Origin of the sequence: uncultured Nitrosomonas sp. (genome assembly GCF_902826915.1) — a bacterium.
Classification (GTDB): Bacteria; Pseudomonadota; Gammaproteobacteria; order Burkholderiales; family Nitrosomonadaceae; genus Nitrosomonas.
The window spans coordinates 1-19,487 of the sequence record NZ_CADEGP010000027.1; the positions used below are offsets into that span (position 1 = coordinate 1).

16 protein-coding genes and 1 tRNA gene are annotated in these 19,487 nt (G+C 42.2%); 5 read left to right on the forward strand and 12 right to left on the reverse strand.

The genetic code is table 11. From position 1 onward, the window contains the following. The first annotated feature begins 133 nt into the window (after window positions 1-133). Window positions 134-292: a hypothetical protein gene (locus QZV86_RS06500; protein ID WP_295625193.1), complete on the forward strand. Its 159-nt coding sequence runs from the start codon at window positions 134-136 to the stop codon at window positions 290-292. A 253-nt stretch (window positions 293-545) separates the two neighbouring features. Here QZV86_RS06500 and QZV86_RS06505 read toward each other — a convergent pair whose 3' ends face one another. From QZV86_RS06505 to QZV86_RS06515, 3 genes are all read right to left on the reverse strand, one after another. Next, entirely contained in the window at window positions 546-1,697 is a 1,152-nt protein-coding gene (locus QZV86_RS06505) for a glycoside hydrolase (RefSeq protein ID WP_295625194.1), read from the reverse strand. A gap of 699 nt (window positions 1,698-2,396) precedes the next feature. Continuing rightward, window positions 2,397-3,548 carry a glycoside hydrolase gene (locus QZV86_RS06510; RefSeq protein ID WP_295625195.1) on the reverse strand — a complete coding sequence of 384 codons (1,152 nt, stop codon included), beginning with the start codon at window positions 3,546-3,548 and terminating at the stop codon, window positions 2,397-2,399. A gap of 316 nt (window positions 3,549-3,864) precedes the next feature. Next, window positions 3,865-3,940 (reverse strand) — tRNA-Asn (locus QZV86_RS06515). Window positions 3,941-4,849: 909 nt separating this feature from the next. On the opposite strand from QZV86_RS06515, the gene QZV86_RS06520 reads away from it, so the two are divergent. From QZV86_RS06520 to QZV86_RS06535, 4 genes are all read left to right on the forward strand, one after another. Continuing rightward, window positions 4,850-5,587: a TorF family putative porin gene (locus QZV86_RS06520; RefSeq protein WP_295625196.1), complete on the forward strand. Its 738-nt coding sequence runs from the start codon at window positions 4,850-4,852 to the stop codon at window positions 5,585-5,587. 78 nt (window positions 5,588-5,665) lie between these two features. Then, window positions 5,666-6,268, forward strand: a complete 603-nt coding sequence (locus tag QZV86_RS06525) for an RNA polymerase sigma factor (RefSeq protein ID WP_295625197.1) — start codon at window positions 5,666-5,668, stop codon at window positions 6,266-6,268. A 3-nt stretch (window positions 6,269-6,271) separates the two neighbouring features. Further along, a complete protein-coding gene (locus QZV86_RS06530) occupies window positions 6,272-6,982 on the forward strand; it encodes a zf-HC2 domain-containing protein (RefSeq protein ID WP_295625198.1) in 711 nt (236 codons plus the stop codon). Between the two features lie 12 nt (window positions 6,983-6,994). Beyond that, on the forward strand, window positions 6,995-8,311 hold the full coding sequence (locus QZV86_RS06535; RefSeq protein ID WP_295625199.1) for a S8 family serine peptidase: 1,317 nt from the start codon (window positions 6,995-6,997) through the stop codon (window positions 8,309-8,311). Window positions 8,312-8,407: 96 nt separating this feature from the next. On the opposite strand, the gene QZV86_RS06540 is transcribed toward QZV86_RS06535, so the two are convergent. From QZV86_RS06540 to QZV86_RS06580, 9 genes are all read right to left on the reverse strand, one after another. Continuing rightward, window positions 8,408-9,670 carry a hypothetical protein gene (locus tag QZV86_RS06540; protein ID WP_295625200.1) on the reverse strand — a complete coding sequence of 421 codons (1,263 nt, stop codon included), beginning with the start codon at window positions 9,668-9,670 and terminating at the stop codon, window positions 8,408-8,410. A 113-nt stretch (window positions 9,671-9,783) separates the two neighbouring features. Beyond that, on the reverse strand, window positions 9,784-10,548 hold the full coding sequence (gene rsmA / locus QZV86_RS06545; protein WP_295625201.1) for a 16S rRNA (adenine(1518)-N(6)/adenine(1519)-N(6))-dimethyltransferase RsmA: 765 nt from the start codon (window positions 10,546-10,548) through the stop codon (window positions 9,784-9,786). Continuing rightward, window positions 10,538-11,548 (reverse strand): 4-hydroxythreonine-4-phosphate dehydrogenase PdxA, encoded by a 1,011-nt coding sequence (gene pdxA / locus QZV86_RS06550; RefSeq protein WP_295625202.1) that lies wholly within the window; start codon window positions 11,546-11,548, stop codon window positions 10,538-10,540. The genes rsmA and pdxA overlap by 11 nt, the downstream gene beginning before the upstream one ends. Continuing rightward, window positions 11,545-12,867 (reverse strand): peptidylprolyl isomerase, encoded by a 1,323-nt coding sequence (locus QZV86_RS06555; RefSeq protein ID WP_295625204.1) that lies wholly within the window; start codon window positions 12,865-12,867, stop codon window positions 11,545-11,547. Before QZV86_RS06555 ends, pdxA begins: the two co-directional genes overlap by 4 nt. Window positions 12,868-12,908: 41 nt before the next feature. Further along, window positions 12,909-15,122: an LPS-assembly protein LptD gene (locus QZV86_RS06560; RefSeq protein WP_295625206.1), complete on the reverse strand. Its 2,214-nt coding sequence runs from the start codon at window positions 15,120-15,122 to the stop codon at window positions 12,909-12,911. Between the two features lie 429 nt (window positions 15,123-15,551). Further along, window positions 15,552-17,015: a 4-hydroxy-3-polyprenylbenzoate decarboxylase gene (gene ubiD / locus QZV86_RS06565; protein WP_295625208.1), complete on the reverse strand. Its 1,464-nt coding sequence runs from the start codon at window positions 17,013-17,015 to the stop codon at window positions 15,552-15,554. A gap of 9 nt (window positions 17,016-17,024) precedes the next feature. Further along, complete coding sequence (gene ubiA / locus QZV86_RS06570; protein WP_295625244.1) at window positions 17,025-17,894, reverse strand: 4-hydroxybenzoate octaprenyltransferase; 870 nt, start codon at window positions 17,892-17,894, stop codon at window positions 17,025-17,027. After that, window positions 17,891-18,433: a chorismate lyase gene (locus QZV86_RS06575; protein ID WP_295625210.1), complete on the reverse strand. Its 543-nt coding sequence runs from the start codon at window positions 18,431-18,433 to the stop codon at window positions 17,891-17,893. The genes ubiA and QZV86_RS06575 overlap by 4 nt, the downstream gene beginning before the upstream one ends. 292 nt (window positions 18,434-18,725) lie before the next feature. After that, on the reverse strand, window positions 18,726-19,466 hold the full coding sequence (locus tag QZV86_RS06580; RefSeq protein WP_295625212.1) for a pteridine reductase: 741 nt from the start codon (window positions 19,464-19,466) through the stop codon (window positions 18,726-18,728). Window positions 19,467-19,487 lie beyond the last annotated feature (21 nt).

Genomic DNA, 19,487 nt, shown 5'->3' on the forward strand with positions numbered 1-19,487 from the left:
CAGGCTACACCGCTTTCTCCTCACTTGTCATACACCAGAAATAATCATAGCTCCTGCCAGGCTGCTATATGTTTATGCTGATGTATCGGTGTCCCCTCAAAAAATGTTTGAGGATAATTGAGCGCATTAAAAATTGTTAGATGGTGACGTTGGACGCTTACGCAAAACCACGGAGAATCGCAAGCTGAGTAAGAAAACAGACAAAAATATGTGGATAAAACTACCCCAAATATTCGCCAAGACTTATATCGACAAAGTCTATTTCGTCACCATCTCGGCTGAAAGCCTGTAAATAGGTGCGTTCAATGCATTATTTTATAAAGACTATGGCTCACCAGAATGATAAGGACAGGAATCATTTGATACGCTGCTGGTGTTCAAAACTATCTTTCTTGGACAATGACATAGTTTATCGGATGTAGCACCAGGGGGAAATTCCCTAAAAATGCGTGATGAGTGTCATCTGAAAATTAATTCCCCACTGCTACAACAAAATTTTCACGGCTGTACGAAATTTTTTTGATTATTACGAAATATAACAAGCCTTAGTTAACACAAGAAGAATAAGCTCTGGGACAAGCAGTATTTAATCCGCCCGCACGAGCATTTCTTTGTTCCTTCCAGTTTAAAACTTCCAATACTTGCTTATAATGTTTTTCTCGAGTCCAGAAGATATAATTAGCCTTTAAGGTATCTCGCGCGAAAACAAGAATCTGAGAAACAGTTGGGACATAACCTGTTCCATCACCCTTCGTATTTTTATAATTCTTTGGCATAACCGTGGGAACCATAGGAATGGCGCCAGTAAAATCTGAATAGTAATTATAAATTCCCTGGTAGGGGTCATATTTTGTTGCTTCAAAGAGCAACCCTCTTTCCTCGAGAAAAGTATCCGGACTACTCAAAGCCGTTCCAATATTTTTGAGTCTGCCCACGAATGATGCAAGAATGGGACGCGGATAATTTGCTTCCTGAATCGTCATTGTATTAGGAAAATACAAGCGCATTTGTTTTTGCACATTGATCTTATTGTCATAAAATTTAGTTACCTGCGTATTGGTTAATGGTTTGATAGGCTCCCCCATAGCGGTTTCTATCATGCCGATACCTTCGAAGTGAGGGTGCGAGTTATAACGCTTTCCCATTGCCTTGAATAAGGCAATCAGACGATTCTGCACCTGTAAATTCCATAATTTAATATTACGCCCCGTGACTATTTTATTTCCATAATCACTAATATCAAATTCACCCCCTTCATATTCAGCTGTCTTCATGTAACTTGGCACAACTTGTCTGCCATTAAATGATTTTGTTTGCACTTGAATAACAAGTCGCTTTCCTTTGGCGGACAATTCAGCTAACCGTTTGTCAATGGATGAAAAATCATACACACCTTTTGCTTTTTCCAGATCATTCCAGAAATACCTTATCATCATTCCTTTCAATGCGGGCGTCGCTTTGAGTTCACTATATACCTGTGATAAGTAGGTGGCGTTATTCTTTTGCGAACCTTTTATTATATAATAATGACCTGGATGCCATTTGACAGCAGTGGAATCTATCATCGCAGCCACGGTTCCTAGCGGGGCAAAAATCATACTAATGCAAAATAATATTGCGACCAATAGTTTATGTATTTTGTTATTTAGCTTGTTTGTAGTCGGTGTTAAAAGACTGATATGAGTATTGATTCTCATAGAATAAATTCCTCTCTAAAGTTAAAAGACAGAAACTGAGAGAATACGCTTCGAATTTTTCTGATCGAGATTCTTACATTCTTATTTGAAAGTAAAACAAGTAGAGCGATCTAACAGTTCTGTGATTTGAATTTACCCATTCTCTAGGAGCCAGACAGACTCTCAATGGGTTATTGAAAAAAAATCTATACCGGGTAAAAACAAATTGAAGGTGCAGTTCATGCACCGATAAATAAGCATTTCAAGCCTGTACTTAAAGCAACAACGGCAACACAAAAGCCTTTTATCTGCCTGCCAAATCACTTTCTTTATTCATCTTTCAGCTGTTGCAGACATCACTCTTTTACATTACAACATTAAGCTAGGCTACCGATTCTCCTTAGATTAGAAGCTTCATGATTAACATCCAAGGCTTATAAAAATCTGATTTAGTCATCTGTTAATAAAAGAACCATGCCCCATCAAGTTGGATCGAAAAATCCTCGAGTACGCCGCAAATGCTTATAAAACAGGAATCGCATGATGCGCTACTGATGTTCAAAACAATCCTGCTGGGCAGTAACATAGTTTGTCTGATGCTGAACAAGGAAAAAAAACTCCTAAAAAACATGTAACAAGTTTCATTTAGAAATTATTCCCCTGTATATACGATCTTTCAGAAATCTTCTGATTACTACGAGATGTCAAGAAAACCTACTTCTAATCAGCACAAGATGGATAAGCAGATGGGCAGGTGGGATTTAGTCCTCCCGCAGAAGCATTCTTTTGTGCATTCATGTTTAATACTTCCAATACTTGCTCGTAATGCTCTTCCCGTGTCCAGAAGACATAGTTGGCATTTAAGGTATTTCGCGCAAAAGCCAAGATCTGAGAAATAGTTGGTACATAACCCGTTCCGTCACCTTTCGTATTTTCATAATTTTTTGGCATAATCGTGGGAACCATAGGTATCACGCCAGAAAAATCTGAATAATAATTATAGATTCCCTTATTGGGATCATATTTCGTTGCTGGATAGAGCAAACCTTCTTCCTCAATAAAAGTATCTGGACTACTCAGTGCCGCCCCAGCATCTTTGAGACTACTCACGAACGATGCGAGAATTGAACGCGGATAATTCACTTCCTGAATCGTCATCGTATTAGGAAAAAACAAACGCATTTTCTGATGTACAATAATTTTATTATTATAAAATTCGGACACTTGGTAACTTGTCAGCGGTTCTATAGGATTCCCCATGGCGCTTTCTATCATGCTGATACCCTCAAAGTATGGATGTAAGTTGTAGCGTTCACCCATTGCCTTAAATAAAGCAATCAGGCGATCGCGTACTTGGAAATTCCATAATTTAATATTACGACCACCTACTACTGTGCTACCAAAATCACTAATAGTAAATTCACCCCCCTCATATTCAGCTGTCTTCAAGTAATTTGGTACAACTTGCCTGCCATTAAATGATTTCGTTTGCACCTGAATAACAAGACGTTTCCCTCTCGCAGCTAGTTCGGCAAGGCGCTCATCAATGGATGAAAAATCATACACACCTTTTGAATCTTCCAGATCTGCCCAAAAATACCGGATCATCATTCCATTCAATGCAGGTGTTGCATCAAGTTCACTATATACTTGCGATAAGTATGTAGTATTGTTTTTTCTCGAACCTTTTATTATATAATAGTGGCCAGGATGCCATTTGATTGCGGTGGAATCTGATGGTGCTGCTACGGCCCCCAGTGGGATCAAAATCACACCTATGCAAAGCAATAGTGCGGCCAGCAGAATATATGCCTGATCATTCTGCTTGTTAGTGATCGATTTTCTAAAATTCCTTTCCAATAAAGTTTGCATATTAATTATTTCCTTCTAAAGATAAATTTTCTCCGCGTGCCTTGCGCTTATCCCTGCGGCAAGGCCACGGGAAATTGTAAGTTCAATAAATAAGAATTTGAGCTTACTCTTAGTGCAATAGCGGCGACACAAAGGTATTAGGCCCGAAATGACAAAGACTCAAATGTTTCCACAAGAAATAATTTAAAACTGCAGCGAGTAAAGCTCGCAGAATGGCGACCAAACAAGATATTCGAGCAAAAATTTAGCGTTTACTCATGCGGATAAGAATCAAAAACGGGCATATTAGATTTAAAGACCCGAATTTATATCTAATTGGCTCCCCGACCAGGGCTCGAACCTGGGACCTGCGGATTAACAGTCCGTCGCTCTACCAACTGAGCTATCAGGGAATTGGTGAGATGCGCATGTTAACGTTTTGAAGCTTCAGGGTCAACCATGATATACACTCAAATACAAAAAAATCATATCAAATTAATTTTTTTAAATCCTTACGGACTTTGAGCAATTGCCACAACATTCACATCACAATTTAGCGTTTCCTTGAAAGCATCAACATCAAACTGTACCTAATGCGTGAACCTGCATTCAATCGACGGATCTATAAGCATACCGTTAGAAAAATATCTCCATTTCCGCCGCAGCGATAAATAAAAAACTGATTAATTCAAAACAATCAAAGCTCATTAATACTCTGAAACAAATTAGCGGTTAGTCATAATAGTCGCGTATAGCATTAATTTTACAGACCGCACTCAAGTAGCTTTGTTATTTATATTCGTATATTCAGCCTGTCCCTCCCATTCCTCGTTCAAATGCAATCGGCGTCAAAAAAAATAATGTTACTGAGGCTGTTATTATGCAAAGTGTATTCAATCTTACAATCTCCCAATAAAAATATGCACTTAATATGGATTAAGAAGATATAACCAAGAGAATATAACAATCTCCTTTTAACAATCCAAGTCCCTCTCATCGACAATGTTTATTCTGTCAGAATCCAAAAAGTTCAAATCGCAATGAAAATTTCTCATTACCTTCGCTTATATTATTGAAGAAAGAAATAAGTTAATTTTGCAATGCTTTTTTCCACATACTCCGTATTGAAAACCATATACTCTGCTGCAGAATTAAATAACAAAATAAAATCAGCAAGAATTGAATCGCTTAATTGAAATTTTGCGCAGCCAGCTTTTGAGCAAAGCACACCGACATATCCCGATTATTTATTTGCAAAGAGAATCAATCATGGCCTCCGAATCAGTTTCAAGTGTTAGCGACTCTAATCAAATAAAATAACAATGCGTTCTATACATTTAAACAGTATTTTTTTGGGATTAACGTTATGTCTCACTAATCTGCCAAACTGCTATGCTCAACTAAGTGGAAGTATTACTGGAACAACAGATTATTTTTGGCGAGGTTACTCAAAGAGTGATAGTAAACCCGCCGCACAAGCCAATATTGATTTTGAGTCCCGATCTGGCATATATCTGGGCACTAATATTTCAACGGTCAATTTTGCTGATTTTGGATTCGAGAACCGCTCTAATTTGGAATTCCGCCCTTATCTAGGCTGGGCTTATAAGTTATCTAATGACTGGCGGTTTAATGCTGAATGGACACGTTATATTTATAATGGAAAAATATTTAATCAAAAGGTTGACTATAACGAATTTTATATTTCAGGCCATTTTCGTGACATACTGACATCCAACTTATTTTTTTCTGAAGATAGTTATCAACAAAATCATATGGGTTTCGGGTATGAGATTATCGGACGTTATCCAATTACTAATTCAATCCAAATATCCAGCACCCTAGGCTATAATAATCAGAAAAAAATACTAGAGTATAATTATCTTTATTGGACTGCCGGATTAACTTGGCATTTCGCTCGCAATATAGGCGTCGATGTTCGTTATTATGGAGCCACACATACTGCGACAAGAAATCATGTGTCGTCATCGCCACACTGGGATTTTCATCCACATGCCGTTGATGATCGTGTACTATTCTCTTTCACAGTGGGATATTAATTTTTCAAAACCGCTTACTCTAATGAACCTTTAATTCAATCTAGGTAATATACGAGTAAATTTAACAGGCAGTAATATGTGGAAGTACCTGACTTAAAAATGATGCAAAAACCCTTTAGCTCGCAGGAACAACAGGCTAAGGAGCGGCATTTGATCTCAGAAGCCGCAGCTGGCAATGGAAAGGCTTTCGAACAACTATATCAACTCTATTTTAATCGGCTATATCAATTTATCTTTCGCATTAATAGACATCATGATTGTATCGAAGAAATCATTAATGACGTGATGTATGTAGTTTGGGAAAAAGCCGCTACGTATGATCAAACGTGCCGACCATCGACATGGATTTTAGGCATCGCTTACTTAAAATCATTAAAAAGTGCCAAAAAAAGTACTAAAAGAGAGGATGAATCAGTCGAATTTAATGATGAGCTGGATTACTTTCCTGATCGAGGGGCCCGTTGGGTTTCGCAAGTAGAGGATAGTAATTGGCTCGAAGCTGCGCTTGAAAAGCTATCGGCGGAGCAACGTGCCGTTGTGGAAATGACATATTTTCAAGGATTACACTACAGTGAAATTTCAGAAATTATGCAATGTCCAGAAAATACAGTAAAAACCAGAATGTTTCATGCACGCAAAATTTTAGCTAAATTTTTTCTAGAGCTTAATAGCAGGAGTTAACGGATGTTATCTACACAGATCAAATTAACCAATCAAAGTGAACATCAAAAGGCATGGGATCTTTTACCTTGGTATATAAATCGATCATTGGGTCCCGTTGAGCATGCTATTGTAAAAAATCATATTAGAACCTGTATCACGTGCAGGATTGAATTAAATCTGCACGAACGATTGTTTAAAAAGATGCAACAAACCGATCTGTTACAACAGGTATCGCATGCTTCTTTTGCTCAGTTAAAAAAACGAATTGAAACACACCCTGAGGTTAGCGCTTCGAATAAATGTACAGATTCGAGTAAAGATCTTATTTTTTTTCCATTTCAGCTTCAGTTTCTTGGCTTTGTAAAATACACTGCCTTAGCAGCTAGCTTATTTTTGTTAGCAGCACCGTTTATGTTAAATTCGTGGGTTATCCAGCCTGAAATGGAAGGTGCATACAGAACGCTAGCCAACTCAAGTGAAAGTACAGATAACACAAACAACATCGTTCGAATTGTTTTTGCAGATCAACCTGATTCAGAGCAGATTGAAGTTATAGTGAATAGCGTTTCAGGACATATTATTAAAGGGCCATCTCCGAATGGCGTTTATGAAGTTCAAATTGGCAATCATCAAACAGATACTCAACAAGTAAATGATGCAATTTTCCGCTTGCGAGACCACGCATCTGTTATTTTTGCGGAGCTAGCTCAAGGGCTATCCGTTTCTGAATAGGGTCATACTTCGATGTCAAGTAATCATATAAAAATTTATCTGTTTTTTGTTTTGTTGTTAGTGACTATTGCTTTCCCGGCAAAAGCCGCGCGGGATTTATATATCGATCCCGAGGTTTATGATAGTAAACAAACAAATCGCACCATATTAGTGACCTACACCGATATGCATATCAATAGTATTCCCATTGGGATGTCCAATCTAACATATCGCCAAAGGGGTGACTATAGTAATTCGACTTGGAGCAAAAGAATAGCATCCAATATTGGGGATGACTATAAGCTAAAAATTCTTACCCAGTGGTCAATCAGTGAAATTGGTGAGCACTGTGTTGTCTACGTGGTTGATGAGGATCGCTCTATCGAGGACGTCATTAATGCATTAACAAATGATAATCGCGTCAGTAGCGTTCAAACAATGAGCACATTCCAAGTTATGGCAAGTGCATACACTGATCCTTATTACCGTTTGCAAACCAACATCCAGTCAATGAATATAAATGAAATACACAAACGGACTACAGGCAAGAATGTAACTATCGCAATCATTGATACCGGTGTCGACACAAGGCATCCTGACTTAGAGGGCCAAATTCAGCACAGTAAGAATCTTGTTACACAGAGATCTATCGAACAACAACCATCCAGCGAACTTCATGGTACAGCGGTTGCTGGCGTTATAGCAGCTAAAGCGAATAATGGAGAAGGCATAGTCGGCATTGCACCGGATAGCAATGTTATCGCCCTAAAAGCTTGCTGGGAAGTTAAGGCAGGCAGCTTAGAAGCAATCTGCAATAGCTTTACATTAGCACTAGCAATCAATACAGCTATCGAGATGCGGGCGGATATTCTTAATTTGAGCCTAACTGGTCCTTATGATCCTCTCTTGGCTAGACTGATCGAGAAAGCCGTTCAACGTGGCATCATCATCGTTGCATCGAAAGCTGATAAAGATGATGATGAATCTGGTTTCCCGGCTCAGCAGCCGGGCGTTATCGGTGTTAGCAGTATTAACACCCACAATATCATGCAATCGTTATACGAAAATCATCTTCTTACCGTATACGCACCGGGTGAGGAAATATTAACGACCTTACCTAGAGGAACCTATGACTTTGTTTCTGGTAATTCTTTGGCCACAGCGCATGTTTCAGGCCTTACTGCCTTACTATTACAATTAAAGCGTGATCTAACCAATCATCAACTTTTCAATCTGCTAGTAAAAGCAAACGAGCCAAGTTTCCATAAAATATTCACAAATCGCCAACTAAACAATGCCATTAAGCTCACGCTGAAATCTGAAAAGCAAAGCAAAAATAGAATTAACTAATCCTGCTGTGTTGCTCAACCAGAAAACTGAAAATTACTAGTATAACGAGAAATTGTCTATAAGATAAACTCGACAATTTCATCAATCAGCTTCCCATCAGTACTCTCTGATCCTAATATTTACAGGTGCACGGTTCTGAATTGGTGAGCGAATTCGATTTAGCCCCAATACTGTAATGCGCTGTGCGGCATTGAAACTGGGAGCGCCATCTTTATCCCGGAAAATGGATGATACTTTATATTCCAGGCTGTTTGAATCTGGGTCAAAACGGATATTGTGTAACCAGATTCCGGCACGCTGCACTCGCTGATGTTCACACTCATACGAGAGATCCCAGCCAGTCAGCAAGGGCACAGCATAGTCAAAAGGTAAATCGTTGATTCGAAATGTGTGGGTGCGAACAACACCGTCGACATTTTTGCGACAAGTATCCGTGGTTTTTCCTGCGCGAGGATTCAATGCCAGAAAATCTGCATGCAATTTGACACTACTGCCACGAATCATTGCAGCCCGTGTTTTCACTTGGTATGTGCGCGTGCTATTGTCCTTAAATACAGTTTGTGTGGCCCAATGTAGGCTGCCATCTAAACTAGGCGATGCGCTGGATTGAGAGAGATTGTAGGCTACTTGCAGCAAGCGATAATCCGCACGATCTCCCCACTTGCAAGGTGGGAAACGCCATTCACATTCAAACGTATCATCGAACTGAAAATCAAATCCCCGAGGGATGATCGCGATCGCGGCATTCCCTTTTAGCGTGCCTCTACTCCCAACATTCTCCAGCGTAGCAAGTGCACCTTGATTCTTATTCTGCAGTGTTGAAACTTCAACCCCGTTGTAATCATCTTCAATCGCGGCATCGAAATGAACTGAGCGGTAGCCAAAACCGGTATAAAACACACAAAATTCATAAGCATCTTTGCGATTTTGATCATCCAGCTTACCTTGCGCCTCAAATACTAAAAAAGTAGAACCTTCATTCTTTACCACCTTACTGTGTGTGATGTCTGCACGCATCGAATTAATTTCGCGGTCGCCATGCAAAAATCGCAGATCCCAACCATTCAATATCACCGTGCCGCTATCCACATAACTAGGTAGCTCGAGCCATTGAAGCACGGTGGCTGTCTCTTCACCATTGCTGCGCTGAGCGCATTTGCTTCCTTCAATCAAAATAAATTTCCCTTCATCCTCAAAAACCGTTTTCCCTTCTGATTTGAAGGTCAATTGCTCAAAAGATGTCGGATTCTGTATTTTATCCGTTGCATTGACCGCCTTCAGTTCTTTGGATTTGCTGGCGCAGGCAAAAAACGAGAACAGTATAAATAGCACAAGCAATATATACCCATAGCGAATCATGCATTCCCTCCAGAAATTAGTGTCGTCATGCCACAAACAGATACTTGCCCAATTCACTTTGTAAAAGTCTGTTGTCGCTAGAATAACAAAATAATTCTAGCGACTGAAATAAATCAGGTTAAAAAATTGGCGATCGCAACAAACTTCTCTACAGGTAAATTTTCAGCGCGTAACCCAGAATCAATATCCAGCGTGCAAAAATCCTCCGCAATTAGATATTGCTGCAGTGCATTACGCAGGGTTTTACGGCGTTTCGAAAATGCAGCTAACACAACTTGTGAGAATAATGTTTCATCAACAACCACCAACGAAGACGCTGGCCGAGGAGTCATACGCACAATAGCCGATTCAACCTTCGGCTGCGGACGGAAAGATTCCGCTGGCACGTCGAATACATATTCCATGTCGAATCGGTACTGCAACATCACGGAAAGTCGTCCATAATCGGATGTCCCTGGCACGCCCACCATGCGTTCCACCACTTCCTTCTGCAACATGAAGTGCATATCCAAAATATGGTCAGAAAATTGACTCAGGTAAAACAATAACGGCGTAGAAATGTTATAAGGCAGATTGCCGATAATGCGTAATTGGCTGCCAAAAATAGAAAAATCAAACTTCAATGCATCAGCTGCATGAACAGTCAGTTTTTCATGCGAGAATTCATTGTTCAACCTGTCCACAATGTCACGGTCGATTTCTACCACATCCAAATGATCAATCACTTGCAATAGAGGCCGTGTCAACGCCCCCAAACCTGGTCCTATTTCAATGATACGATCATCTTTTTGCGGATAAAATTCAGTGATAATTTGCGATATAATGTACTGATCAAAGAGAAAATTCTGACCAAAACGCTTCCGAGGATTATGTCGCATGATCACGAAAAGCTACTTGGTTATTAGCAAGTTGTGCTGCCATGTTAATGGCTGTCAATAGACTTCCCGCATTTGCCTTTCCGGTTGCAGCCAGTTCCAGAGCAGTACCATGATCAACGGAGGTTCGAATAATCGGCAATCCTAATGTAATGTTTACACCGCCGCCAAAACTGGCATGCTTTAGAACAGGCAAGCCCTGATCGTGGTACATGGTGAAAATACAATCATATTGCCTAAGTTGTGCGGGGCTGAATAACGTATCCGCAGGAATAGGGCCGGTTAATTGCATGCCTTCAGCCCGTAGTTTATTCACAACGGGAATAATGATATCAATTTCTTCGCGTCCCAGATGACCAGATTCACCCGCATGCGGATTGAGTCCCGCGACTGCGATGCGCGGCTTCTCGAGCATGAAGCGGGAAATTAAATCATGCTGAATAATGCGCAATTTACTTTCAATGCTATCTATTGTAATCGCCTTTGCCACGTCTTTGAGCGGCAAATGAGTTGTCGCCAGCGTGACCCGCATATCCCCGCCCACCAACATCATAACAACCGGGCTATGCATCAATTCCGACAAGTATTCCGTATGGCCGGTAAAAGGAAAACCGGCATCATTAATTACTCCTTTATGCACCGGCGCAGTCACCATGCCGTTAATTTGTCCTGATTCACAGGCCTCAACAGCCCGACCCAACGTAGTCAAGACATACTGTGCGTTCGCCGGGTTGAGCTTCCCTGCTATTACCGGTTCCGCAACTGGAATATGCAAAATCTGCAAACTTCCCGCAGCGTGTTGAACCGGAGAAATCGTAGAAACATCAATCAGATTTAAGGGAAGTCCAAGTTGTTTTGCACGCTCCAGTAATACATCGCCATCTGCAATTACCATCAGCTTGCATGACAATGGCTGTTGTGCAAGTTGTACACATAAATCAGGACCGATTCCTGCTGGCTCTCCTGCAGTCAGCGCTAATGTTGGAATCAATTTGTGATTCATAATTCCTGATCCAGACGATATTCTACATAGGCTTGATCACGCAATTGCTGTAACCAATCCTGAATAACCACGTCAGACTTGCGAGTTCGTATCGCTTGGCGTGCCGATTGTCTGTGCCGGTCAAGACTGATATCCTGCGTACGACGCTCCATAACTTGAATTATATGCCAGCCAAATTGAGATCTTACCGGATCGCTGATTTCACCCGGCAAAAGCGCGTTCATCACACGCTCGAAATCCGGCACGGTATCACCAGGCGAGAGCCAACCAAGATCGCCACCGGACGATGCGCTAGCATCCTCGGAATAGAGCTTGGCCACTTCTTCAAAACTCTCCCCTCTATCTAATCGTTCTTTAAGCGCGAGAATCTTCAGCTTCCCATCACTTTCAGAAATCAATTCATTAATTTTTATTAATATATGGCGTGCATGCGTTTGGTCTATAATGACTGTCGGCGTTTCTTGAGTACGCCTGCCCAGTAATTTGAAGATATGAAAACCGTTCGGGCTTTGCACGATGGATGTCATATCACCTGGTTGCAGCGTTTCTAGCATTTGAGCAAAATCCGGCCCCATTTGAGAAATGGGACGCCATTCTATGATGCCACCATTCTTTGCATCCGCTGCATCAGAAAATTCCGCAACTACCTGAGAAAATTCAATACCTTCTCTCAGTTTTGTCAACGCCATCTCAGCACGTTCTGCTCTTTGCTGGATCTGATCTGAGTTCATATTTTCCGGCACCAGGATTAAAATATGCCCGAGTCGATATTCATCATCGCCCTCCGCTGATGCTTTCTGCGTCTGCAGAAAATTATCCACCTCTCCTTCAGTAACATTGACCTGATGGTTAACTTCACGCTCTTTAAGTCGCGCTATAATCATTTCTTCCCGGATTTCTTCGCGAAACTTGTTATAGCTGATACCATCATTCTCCAGCACAGCATGAAATTCAGGTAAAGTTAGTTGGTTATCTGCGGCGATGCGGTTAATAGTTTCATCTAATTCAGTTTCAGCGACCGATAAACCGACTTCCTGGGCATGTTGAATCTGTATGCGTTTTGTAATAATGGACTCCAGCACCTGCTCTTCTAAAGTATGTTGATCCGGTATTTGCATCCCTTGTTGCTGCATCCGGCCGATAGCTGTTTTTATTGCTTCATCAAGCTCATGTCGAGTAATGGCGTCTTCATTTACAACAGCAACGATATGATTAATCGGTTTAGCTACCGGAGCAAACGCCAATTCTTGTGCGGTAATTTGGGCTGGTAAAAAAACAAACAGTATCAGAAGTATCCAAAAATCTTTTCTTTGAAGCATAGAATGATGATACGTGATGAATGCGATATGCAAAACAATAATTAGTGAACGCTGGTGTATCCAGGAATTGTCTGTTGTAACACTTGCAGCGGATTGTTACCAAGTCCCATCAATCCTTTAAGCTCCAGCTGCAGAAAGAATGCTGTAGTTGTTGTTTGTGTTGCCGTCGTCAGTCGTTGCAACACAACCCTTAAAGCCCAGCAGCAAGAACTGTATTCAAGTCCCGCCAAGCCCGCCAAAATTTTATCGTCGTTTAACGAGTAATTGACCCGTGAAACACCACGCCAACCTCCATAAATCGGCCACTGTACCGACGTATCAACCTGTTCAATCGACGTATCGACTTGTTCACGTACATCACGTGTAAAACGATAACCAAAATTCAATACCTTCCCAGGCTCCGGTTGATAGCTAACACCGCTGCGGACCTTTTCAACGATTCCTCCGGATTGATCTATCTGAATATTGGAATCCGTACTGATATCCTGTGTTAAGCGTCCTGATATTGCAGCAATAAAATCTGATTTTCCACTAGTCACCTGCGGCGGCAATAACTGAATTCTGGGATCAGTGAAGTTCACCATCTGACCGACAGCCAGCCGCAAAAATTCGACGCCTGTCTCTTTATCAACAAAACGTGATGTAAGTGCTGCTACAGCCCGGTTAGCGTCGTTAATACGATCGCCACCGCTGAATCTATTTTCAGTCAATATCTGCGCAAAACTGAAGTCATTGATTGCCGAATCAAAATTCGGCAAATAATCTTGATTGCGGTATGGTGCATAAACATAGAATAAACGCGGCTCAAGCGTTTGAATCATATTCCTGTCGCCCAAATTGAATTGACGATCAAATGCAATCCCACTATCCAAACTCACAATAGGAACCATGCGATCCACGTTTTCACCTTTGGTATCCACTGGCGCAGCTAGATTGTAATGCGTGTAATGCAGGCCAAACTTGGGCGTGATATAGCCATATTCATTACGTAGTGGCGCGCTGACGCTAGGATAAAAAATGGAACGATTTCCGTCGACAAGGGTTGGGTGATAAAAATTCGTCCAGCTACTTTGCAGCTCAAAATCCAGTTTGCCAACATTATACTTAGCCGCATTCACAGCAAAATGCGGTAGCCTCTCATAAGGCGACACAATTAACGCAAAGGGATCTTGAATGGTCTGAAACCGTTGCGCAAATCCAGTAAAATTCAGAACACCATCTGTTCCCAATCTACCGTTATAGTTAACCCCGCCCTGTTGTGACAAGTTAACCAAACTGGTCTGCGCCAAATTGGGTGTCAGCTCACGAAAATAACGATCATCCGAAACCGCGTTGTAATTCATAAAACCCTGCCAGCCTTTTCCAAGATTCTGCGTGTGTGTAAATAAAACACCCCAGCGGGTTCGATTTCTGTCAATGTCCTGCGGCAAAATATCAAACAACACATGCCCATTCAAATTGTTATTGCCGATATACCGAAATTCATTACTTAGCAGAAAACCACGCTCGGTCATAATTCGTGGTGTTACTGTGGCATCAATATTCGGCGCAATATTCAGATAAACTGGCAAACCTACATCAAAGCCGGTTCTGACGTTATAGCCCGCAACAGGCGCCAGTAAGCCGGTTTTACGTTTACCGCTATAGGAAAAATCTAACCAGGGTGAATACAAAATTGGCACATCTTTAAATACCACACTAACATGCCGTGCAGTACCGACCTCTTTCTTGTTATCAATCTTTAGTTCTTTGGCGCGCAGATACCAATCATGGTTCCCTTCCGGGCAAGCAGTATAATTGGTATCTTTAATCCGGTAATTATCTTTACCTTCGAACAACAAAATATCACCTGCACCACGCCCCTTACCTTCTTTCATTGAATAACGGGGTTCGGTTAAATGACCCACTTCGGTCTGCAGATTAATTTCAAGTTGTTGGCCTTGCAGGATATCAGTAGGCCGTTCCAGGCGCACATTACCTTCAACTTCAGCATCTTCCGTTTGCTGATAATATTTCATTCGGTCTGCAGTGAGAACATTATCACCGTGATGCAATTCTGCATTTCCAGTCGCTTCAATTTCCTGCTTGTAATAGCCAGTAATTTTGTCAGCTTCAATCAATACCGGTTTTTTCTGCGGTTTTATGATCGTTTTTTGTTCGCTTTCTAATTTGACGACGGATAATTCATTACTCCAACACGTCAGCGGCAAACTAAGCAAAATCAGAAAAAGTATGCTTCGAATAATTCGTCTCATCATTCTGCTGTTAGTTTAGGAAATCCTGGTGGAGTTGATTCAATTGCTCGTTTTTCCTTTTGTCTTGACTCATGCACCAGAATCATCTCAATATTTAGCAAAAATGGTTACTTGAATTACTGGGCATTGTACTATTTCTTTTAACAGGTAATCCATCAAAAAACAGAATAATAATTCAGCGAGATAGTCAAATCGCAATTATGATTCATGAAACCCAAAATAAACCACCTTAGCCTTGCACAGCACAACCTACAAATAATTCAGTTTCAGCAATTCTTTCAAATACAATCGCAAAAATGATACAAAAATTGTCAACGCAACTATTATCTACAGTTGCAACCAATATCCTTTATGTGCATTTCGGGCAATCGCCAGAAATACATGCTCACGGTCAATGACAGAATGATTTGTCAATTTTTTCACAGCAAATCAAATTCCCAGTTCTTGCCATATCATATCAACTCGCTTCTTGGTCGCAACATCCATCACAATCGGCACACCCCACTCCCGGTTTGTCTCGCCAGGAAATTTATTCGTCGCATCCAACCCCATCTTACCGCCTAACCCCGAGATCGGGCTGGCAAAATCCAAATAATCGATCGGGGTATTTTCAACCAGCAAAGTATCGCGCACAGGATCAACCCGAGTGGTAATCGCCCATATCACTTCTTTCCAATCACGCACGTTAATATCTTCGTCGGTGACAATAATGAATTTGGTATACATAAACTGACGCAAAAAGCTCCAGATACCAAACATCACGCGCTTGCTATGCCCTGCATATTGCTTTTTCATACTGACAACCGCCATGCGATATGAGCACCCTTCAGGTGGCAGGTAAAAATCGGTAATTTCCGGGAATTGTTTTTGCAATAACGGCACGAATACCTCATTCAATGCCACACCAAGAATCGCGGGTTCATCGGGTGGTTTTCCGGTATATGTGGAGTGATATATCGGATTGCGCCGCATCGTGATGCGATCGATAGTGAATACCGGAAAAGTTTCCTGTTCGTTATAGTAACCGGTATGATCACCGTAAGGGCCTTCCAAAGCGATCTCGCCGGGATGAATCGCGCCTTCCAGTACAATTTCTGCCGTAGCAGGCACCTGCAAAGTATTGCCGACACATTTAATCACTTCGGTTTTAGCACCGCGCAATAATCCAGCGAATTGATATTCGCTTAAGGTATCCGGCACAGGCGTTACCGCACCTAAAATGGTTGCAGGATCGGCACCTAAAGCTACGGCTAAGGGATAGGATTTATCCGGATACAGCATGCTGAATTCACGATAATCCAGGGCGCCTCCCCGGTGCGCCAGCCAGCGCATGATGACTTTGTTGCGACCAATGATCTGCTGACGATAAATGCCTAGATTCTGTCGTATTTTATTCGGCCCCCGGGTCACCGTCAGACCCCAGGTAATGAGCGGCGCGACATCGCCCGGCCAGCAGGTTTGAATCGGTATTCGACTCAGATCAACATCATTACCCTCCCACACAATTTCCTGACACGGCGCGCTACTCAATTCTTTTGGCGCCATATTCAGCACTTGCCTGAGTACCGGCAGTTTATCCCAGGCATCTTTCAAACCTTTTGGTGGATCAGGTTCTTTTAAGTAAGCTAATAACTTACCTACTTCACGCAACGCCTCGACTGATCCCTGCCCCATGCCGAGCGCAACCCGCTTTGGTGTGCCGAATAAATTGCCCAGCACCGGCATGCTATGCCCTTTGGGATGTTCAAAGAGGATTGCTGGACCTTGCGCTTTCAGGGTACGGTCGCAGATTTCCGTCATTTCCAACACGGGGTCAATTTCCATTTGAATACGTTTCAGTTCGCCCATTACTTCCAGTTGCGCCAGAAAATCGCGCAAGTCTTTATATTGCATAAGAAATCCTTAATGCTGAAAAATCAAGAAGTCGAGTACGATTCCGACAAACACAACCATGCCGACCCAATTATTGTGCAAGAATGCCCTAAAACACAATGCTCGTTCGCGGCTACGAATCAACGTGTATTGGTAGGCAATCAACCCCGCTGCAATCAGTAATCCAGCATAGTACGCTAGGTTCATCTGTTGCCACTGACCGATCACAGCCATAATTGCAACAAAACAGACATGGCACCCCATCACTCCCAGCACATCAAACTGACCAAAAGTAATCGCCGAGGTCTTAATTCCTATTCTCAAATCATCCGACTTATCGACCATCGCGTACGCCGTGTCATAGGCAATTACCCAAAATAGATTGGCCAGCATCAAGATTCCGACAAGCGGAGGCAGGCTATCCATTTGCGCCGCAAAAGCCATTGGAATACCAAAGCTGAATGCGATTCCTAGATAAGCCTGCGGCATTGCAAAAAAACGTTTAGTAAACGGATATGATCCGGCCAAAAAGAGAGCCGGCACAGACAGTAGGATAGTGAGTTGATTCAAAGGCAAAATCAGCATGAACGCGCATAAGCTTAATCCTGCCGTCAGCACCAAAGCTTCTTTGGAACTGACGTGGCCTGTCGCCATCGGGCGATTCTTGGTACGTTCGACATGCAGGTCAATTTCACGATCAGCAAAATCATTGATAACACAACCCGCCGAGCGCATCAGCACAGTACCCAGAACAAAAACAAACAAAATATGCCAATCGGGTAACCCCCTTGCTGCAAACCATAGCCCCCACAGCATCGGCCACAGCAACAGCAAAATTCCAATCGGTTTGTCGAGTCGCATCAATTGTGCATAAGTTTTAATTCGATCCGCAATATTCACAATGGCAAATCCAAAATAGCTGGCAAAAAAACCTCCGTCACTAAAATCGACTGACCGTGCAACGTAAACAACGAGCGCCTTGCCCATAGATTATAGGGTTTTTCTGGCAAACAGGCACAAGCTCGATCATACAAAAAATGACTGCGGCTTATTTTTTTAAATTCCAGCGGTGTACGTTTGATTTTAGGATTGGTAAATAACACTGTCCCTAAAGATTTATTACCCAGACCACTCAATCCTCGCCATGCTCCGCGCAGGTCTTTATGCGCCACCACCGAATGCGCAAACACCACTGGCGTGTTGCCACAATAGAGGTACACTTCGCGCACCATCGCCCATTCACCGGCACGCAACCCCATCACTCTCTGCTCCCCCCCATAAATCCTGCCAAGCGACTGAACAACACGCTTGACACAAAACTTCACGCAACGATCCTGGATGCGACGCGTCAAAGATCCACTATCCTGCAACCAAACGCGGTAATGATATGGAATAGATGTCAGTGCAGCACGCCATGCCAGTGGATGGGCTTTATTCATTGTGGCAGAACAAATAATTGGGATAATTGCATGATGCGTAATTTTGTACGACTACTTTACTACTACTGGAATCAGGCAAAGCCGCTCTAAGAATTGTTGGAACGGGATTATACAATAGTCTCAACGCCAGAATGATATAACCCATGAAAACCTTTGGGACAAGTCAGCTCATCTGAGATAACGCTAAAGAGCGTTAAAGTTATTAACATCCGATATGGGAAATACAATTATTAAGCACTGTGATAGAAAAAGTTTGAATTGTACCGGCTAAACTTGCAGTTCATTTTATGAACTATAGGTAGATACTGCGTCCGCCATCCACTGCAATAATTTGCCCGGTAATATAAGGCGCATCAGCAATTAAAAACTGTACGGTTTTGGCAATGTCATCCGGCTCACCACAGCGTTTGAGCAAGGTGCTGGCAATTATCTGTTGGCGCGCTGCTTCATCCGCCCATTCACCATCTTGCGGCCATAAAATCGGCCCTGGAGAAACCCCATTAACTCGCACCTCGGGTGCCATTTCCACCGCCAGCGACTTGGTCAGCGCCAACAACCCACCTTTGGCAGCATTATAAATCACATAATTCTTCAACGGTCGCTCGGCATGAATATCCACAATGTTCACAACACAACCCCGCCGCTCTTTTAAATATGGCGCTACTGCTTGGGTCAAGAAAAGAGGCGCCTGAAGATTACTGCCGACAAGATCATTCCAATCTTCCAATGTGCATTGAGAGAGCAGGGTTGGAAAAAAGCTTGAAGCATTGTTAATCAGCACATCCAGTTGCCCAAAACGATTAACTACTTTTTTTACCAATTCGGAGAATATTGCAATATCTAGCAAATTGGCCTGCACCAAAGCTACTGAACCAGCGCGCTCTTGATTCAATTCATCGTGTAATAGCTTGGCTTCTTCGAATGATGACCGATAATGCACAATCAATCTTGCACCCTGTGCATGTAACCTGCGGCAAATGGCAGCACCTACCCTCTTCGCCCCTCCGGTAACCAAAATCACTTTCTCCCGCACATACACCTCCCTCAAAGTACT

Excerpts from the sequence above, each read along its gene's own strand:
- QZV86_RS06505 (WP_295625194.1), bottom strand. The coding sequence starts at position 1,697 with ATGAGAATCAATACTCATATCAGTCTTTTAACACCGACTACAAACAAG.
- QZV86_RS06540 (WP_295625200.1), bottom strand. The coding sequence starts at position 9,670 with ATGATTCGCTATGGGTATATATTGCTTGTGCTATTTATACTGTTCTCG.
- rsmA (WP_295625201.1), bottom strand. The coding sequence starts at position 10,548 with ATGCGACATAATCCTCGGAAGCGTTTTGGTCAGAATTTTCTCTTTGAT.
- QZV86_RS06555 (WP_295625204.1), bottom strand. The coding sequence starts at position 12,867 with ATGCTTCAAAGAAAAGATTTTTGGATACTTCTGATACTGTTTGTTTTT.
- QZV86_RS06560 (WP_295625206.1), bottom strand. The coding sequence starts at position 15,122 with ATGAGACGAATTATTCGAAGCATACTTTTTCTGATTTTGCTTAGTTTG.
- QZV86_RS06575 (WP_295625210.1), bottom strand. The coding sequence starts at position 18,433 with ATGAATAAAGCCCATCCACTGGCATGGCGTGCTGCACTGACATCTATT.
- pdxA (WP_295625202.1), bottom strand. The coding sequence starts at position 11,548 with ATGAATCACAAATTGATTCCAACATTAGCGCTGACTGCAGGAGAGCCA.
- ubiD (WP_295625208.1), bottom strand. The coding sequence starts at position 17,015 with ATGCAATATAAAGACTTGCGCGATTTTCTGGCGCAACTGGAAGTAATG.
- QZV86_RS06520 (WP_295625196.1), top strand. The coding sequence starts at position 4,850 with ATGCGTTCTATACATTTAAACAGTATTTTTTTGGGATTAACGTTATGT.
- QZV86_RS06510 (WP_295625195.1), bottom strand. The coding sequence starts at position 3,548 with ATGCAAACTTTATTGGAAAGGAATTTTAGAAAATCGATCACTAACAAG.
- QZV86_RS06535 (WP_295625199.1), top strand. The coding sequence starts at position 6,995 with ATGTCAAGTAATCATATAAAAATTTATCTGTTTTTTGTTTTGTTGTTA.
- QZV86_RS06530 (WP_295625198.1), top strand. The coding sequence starts at position 6,272 with ATGTTATCTACACAGATCAAATTAACCAATCAAAGTGAACATCAAAAG.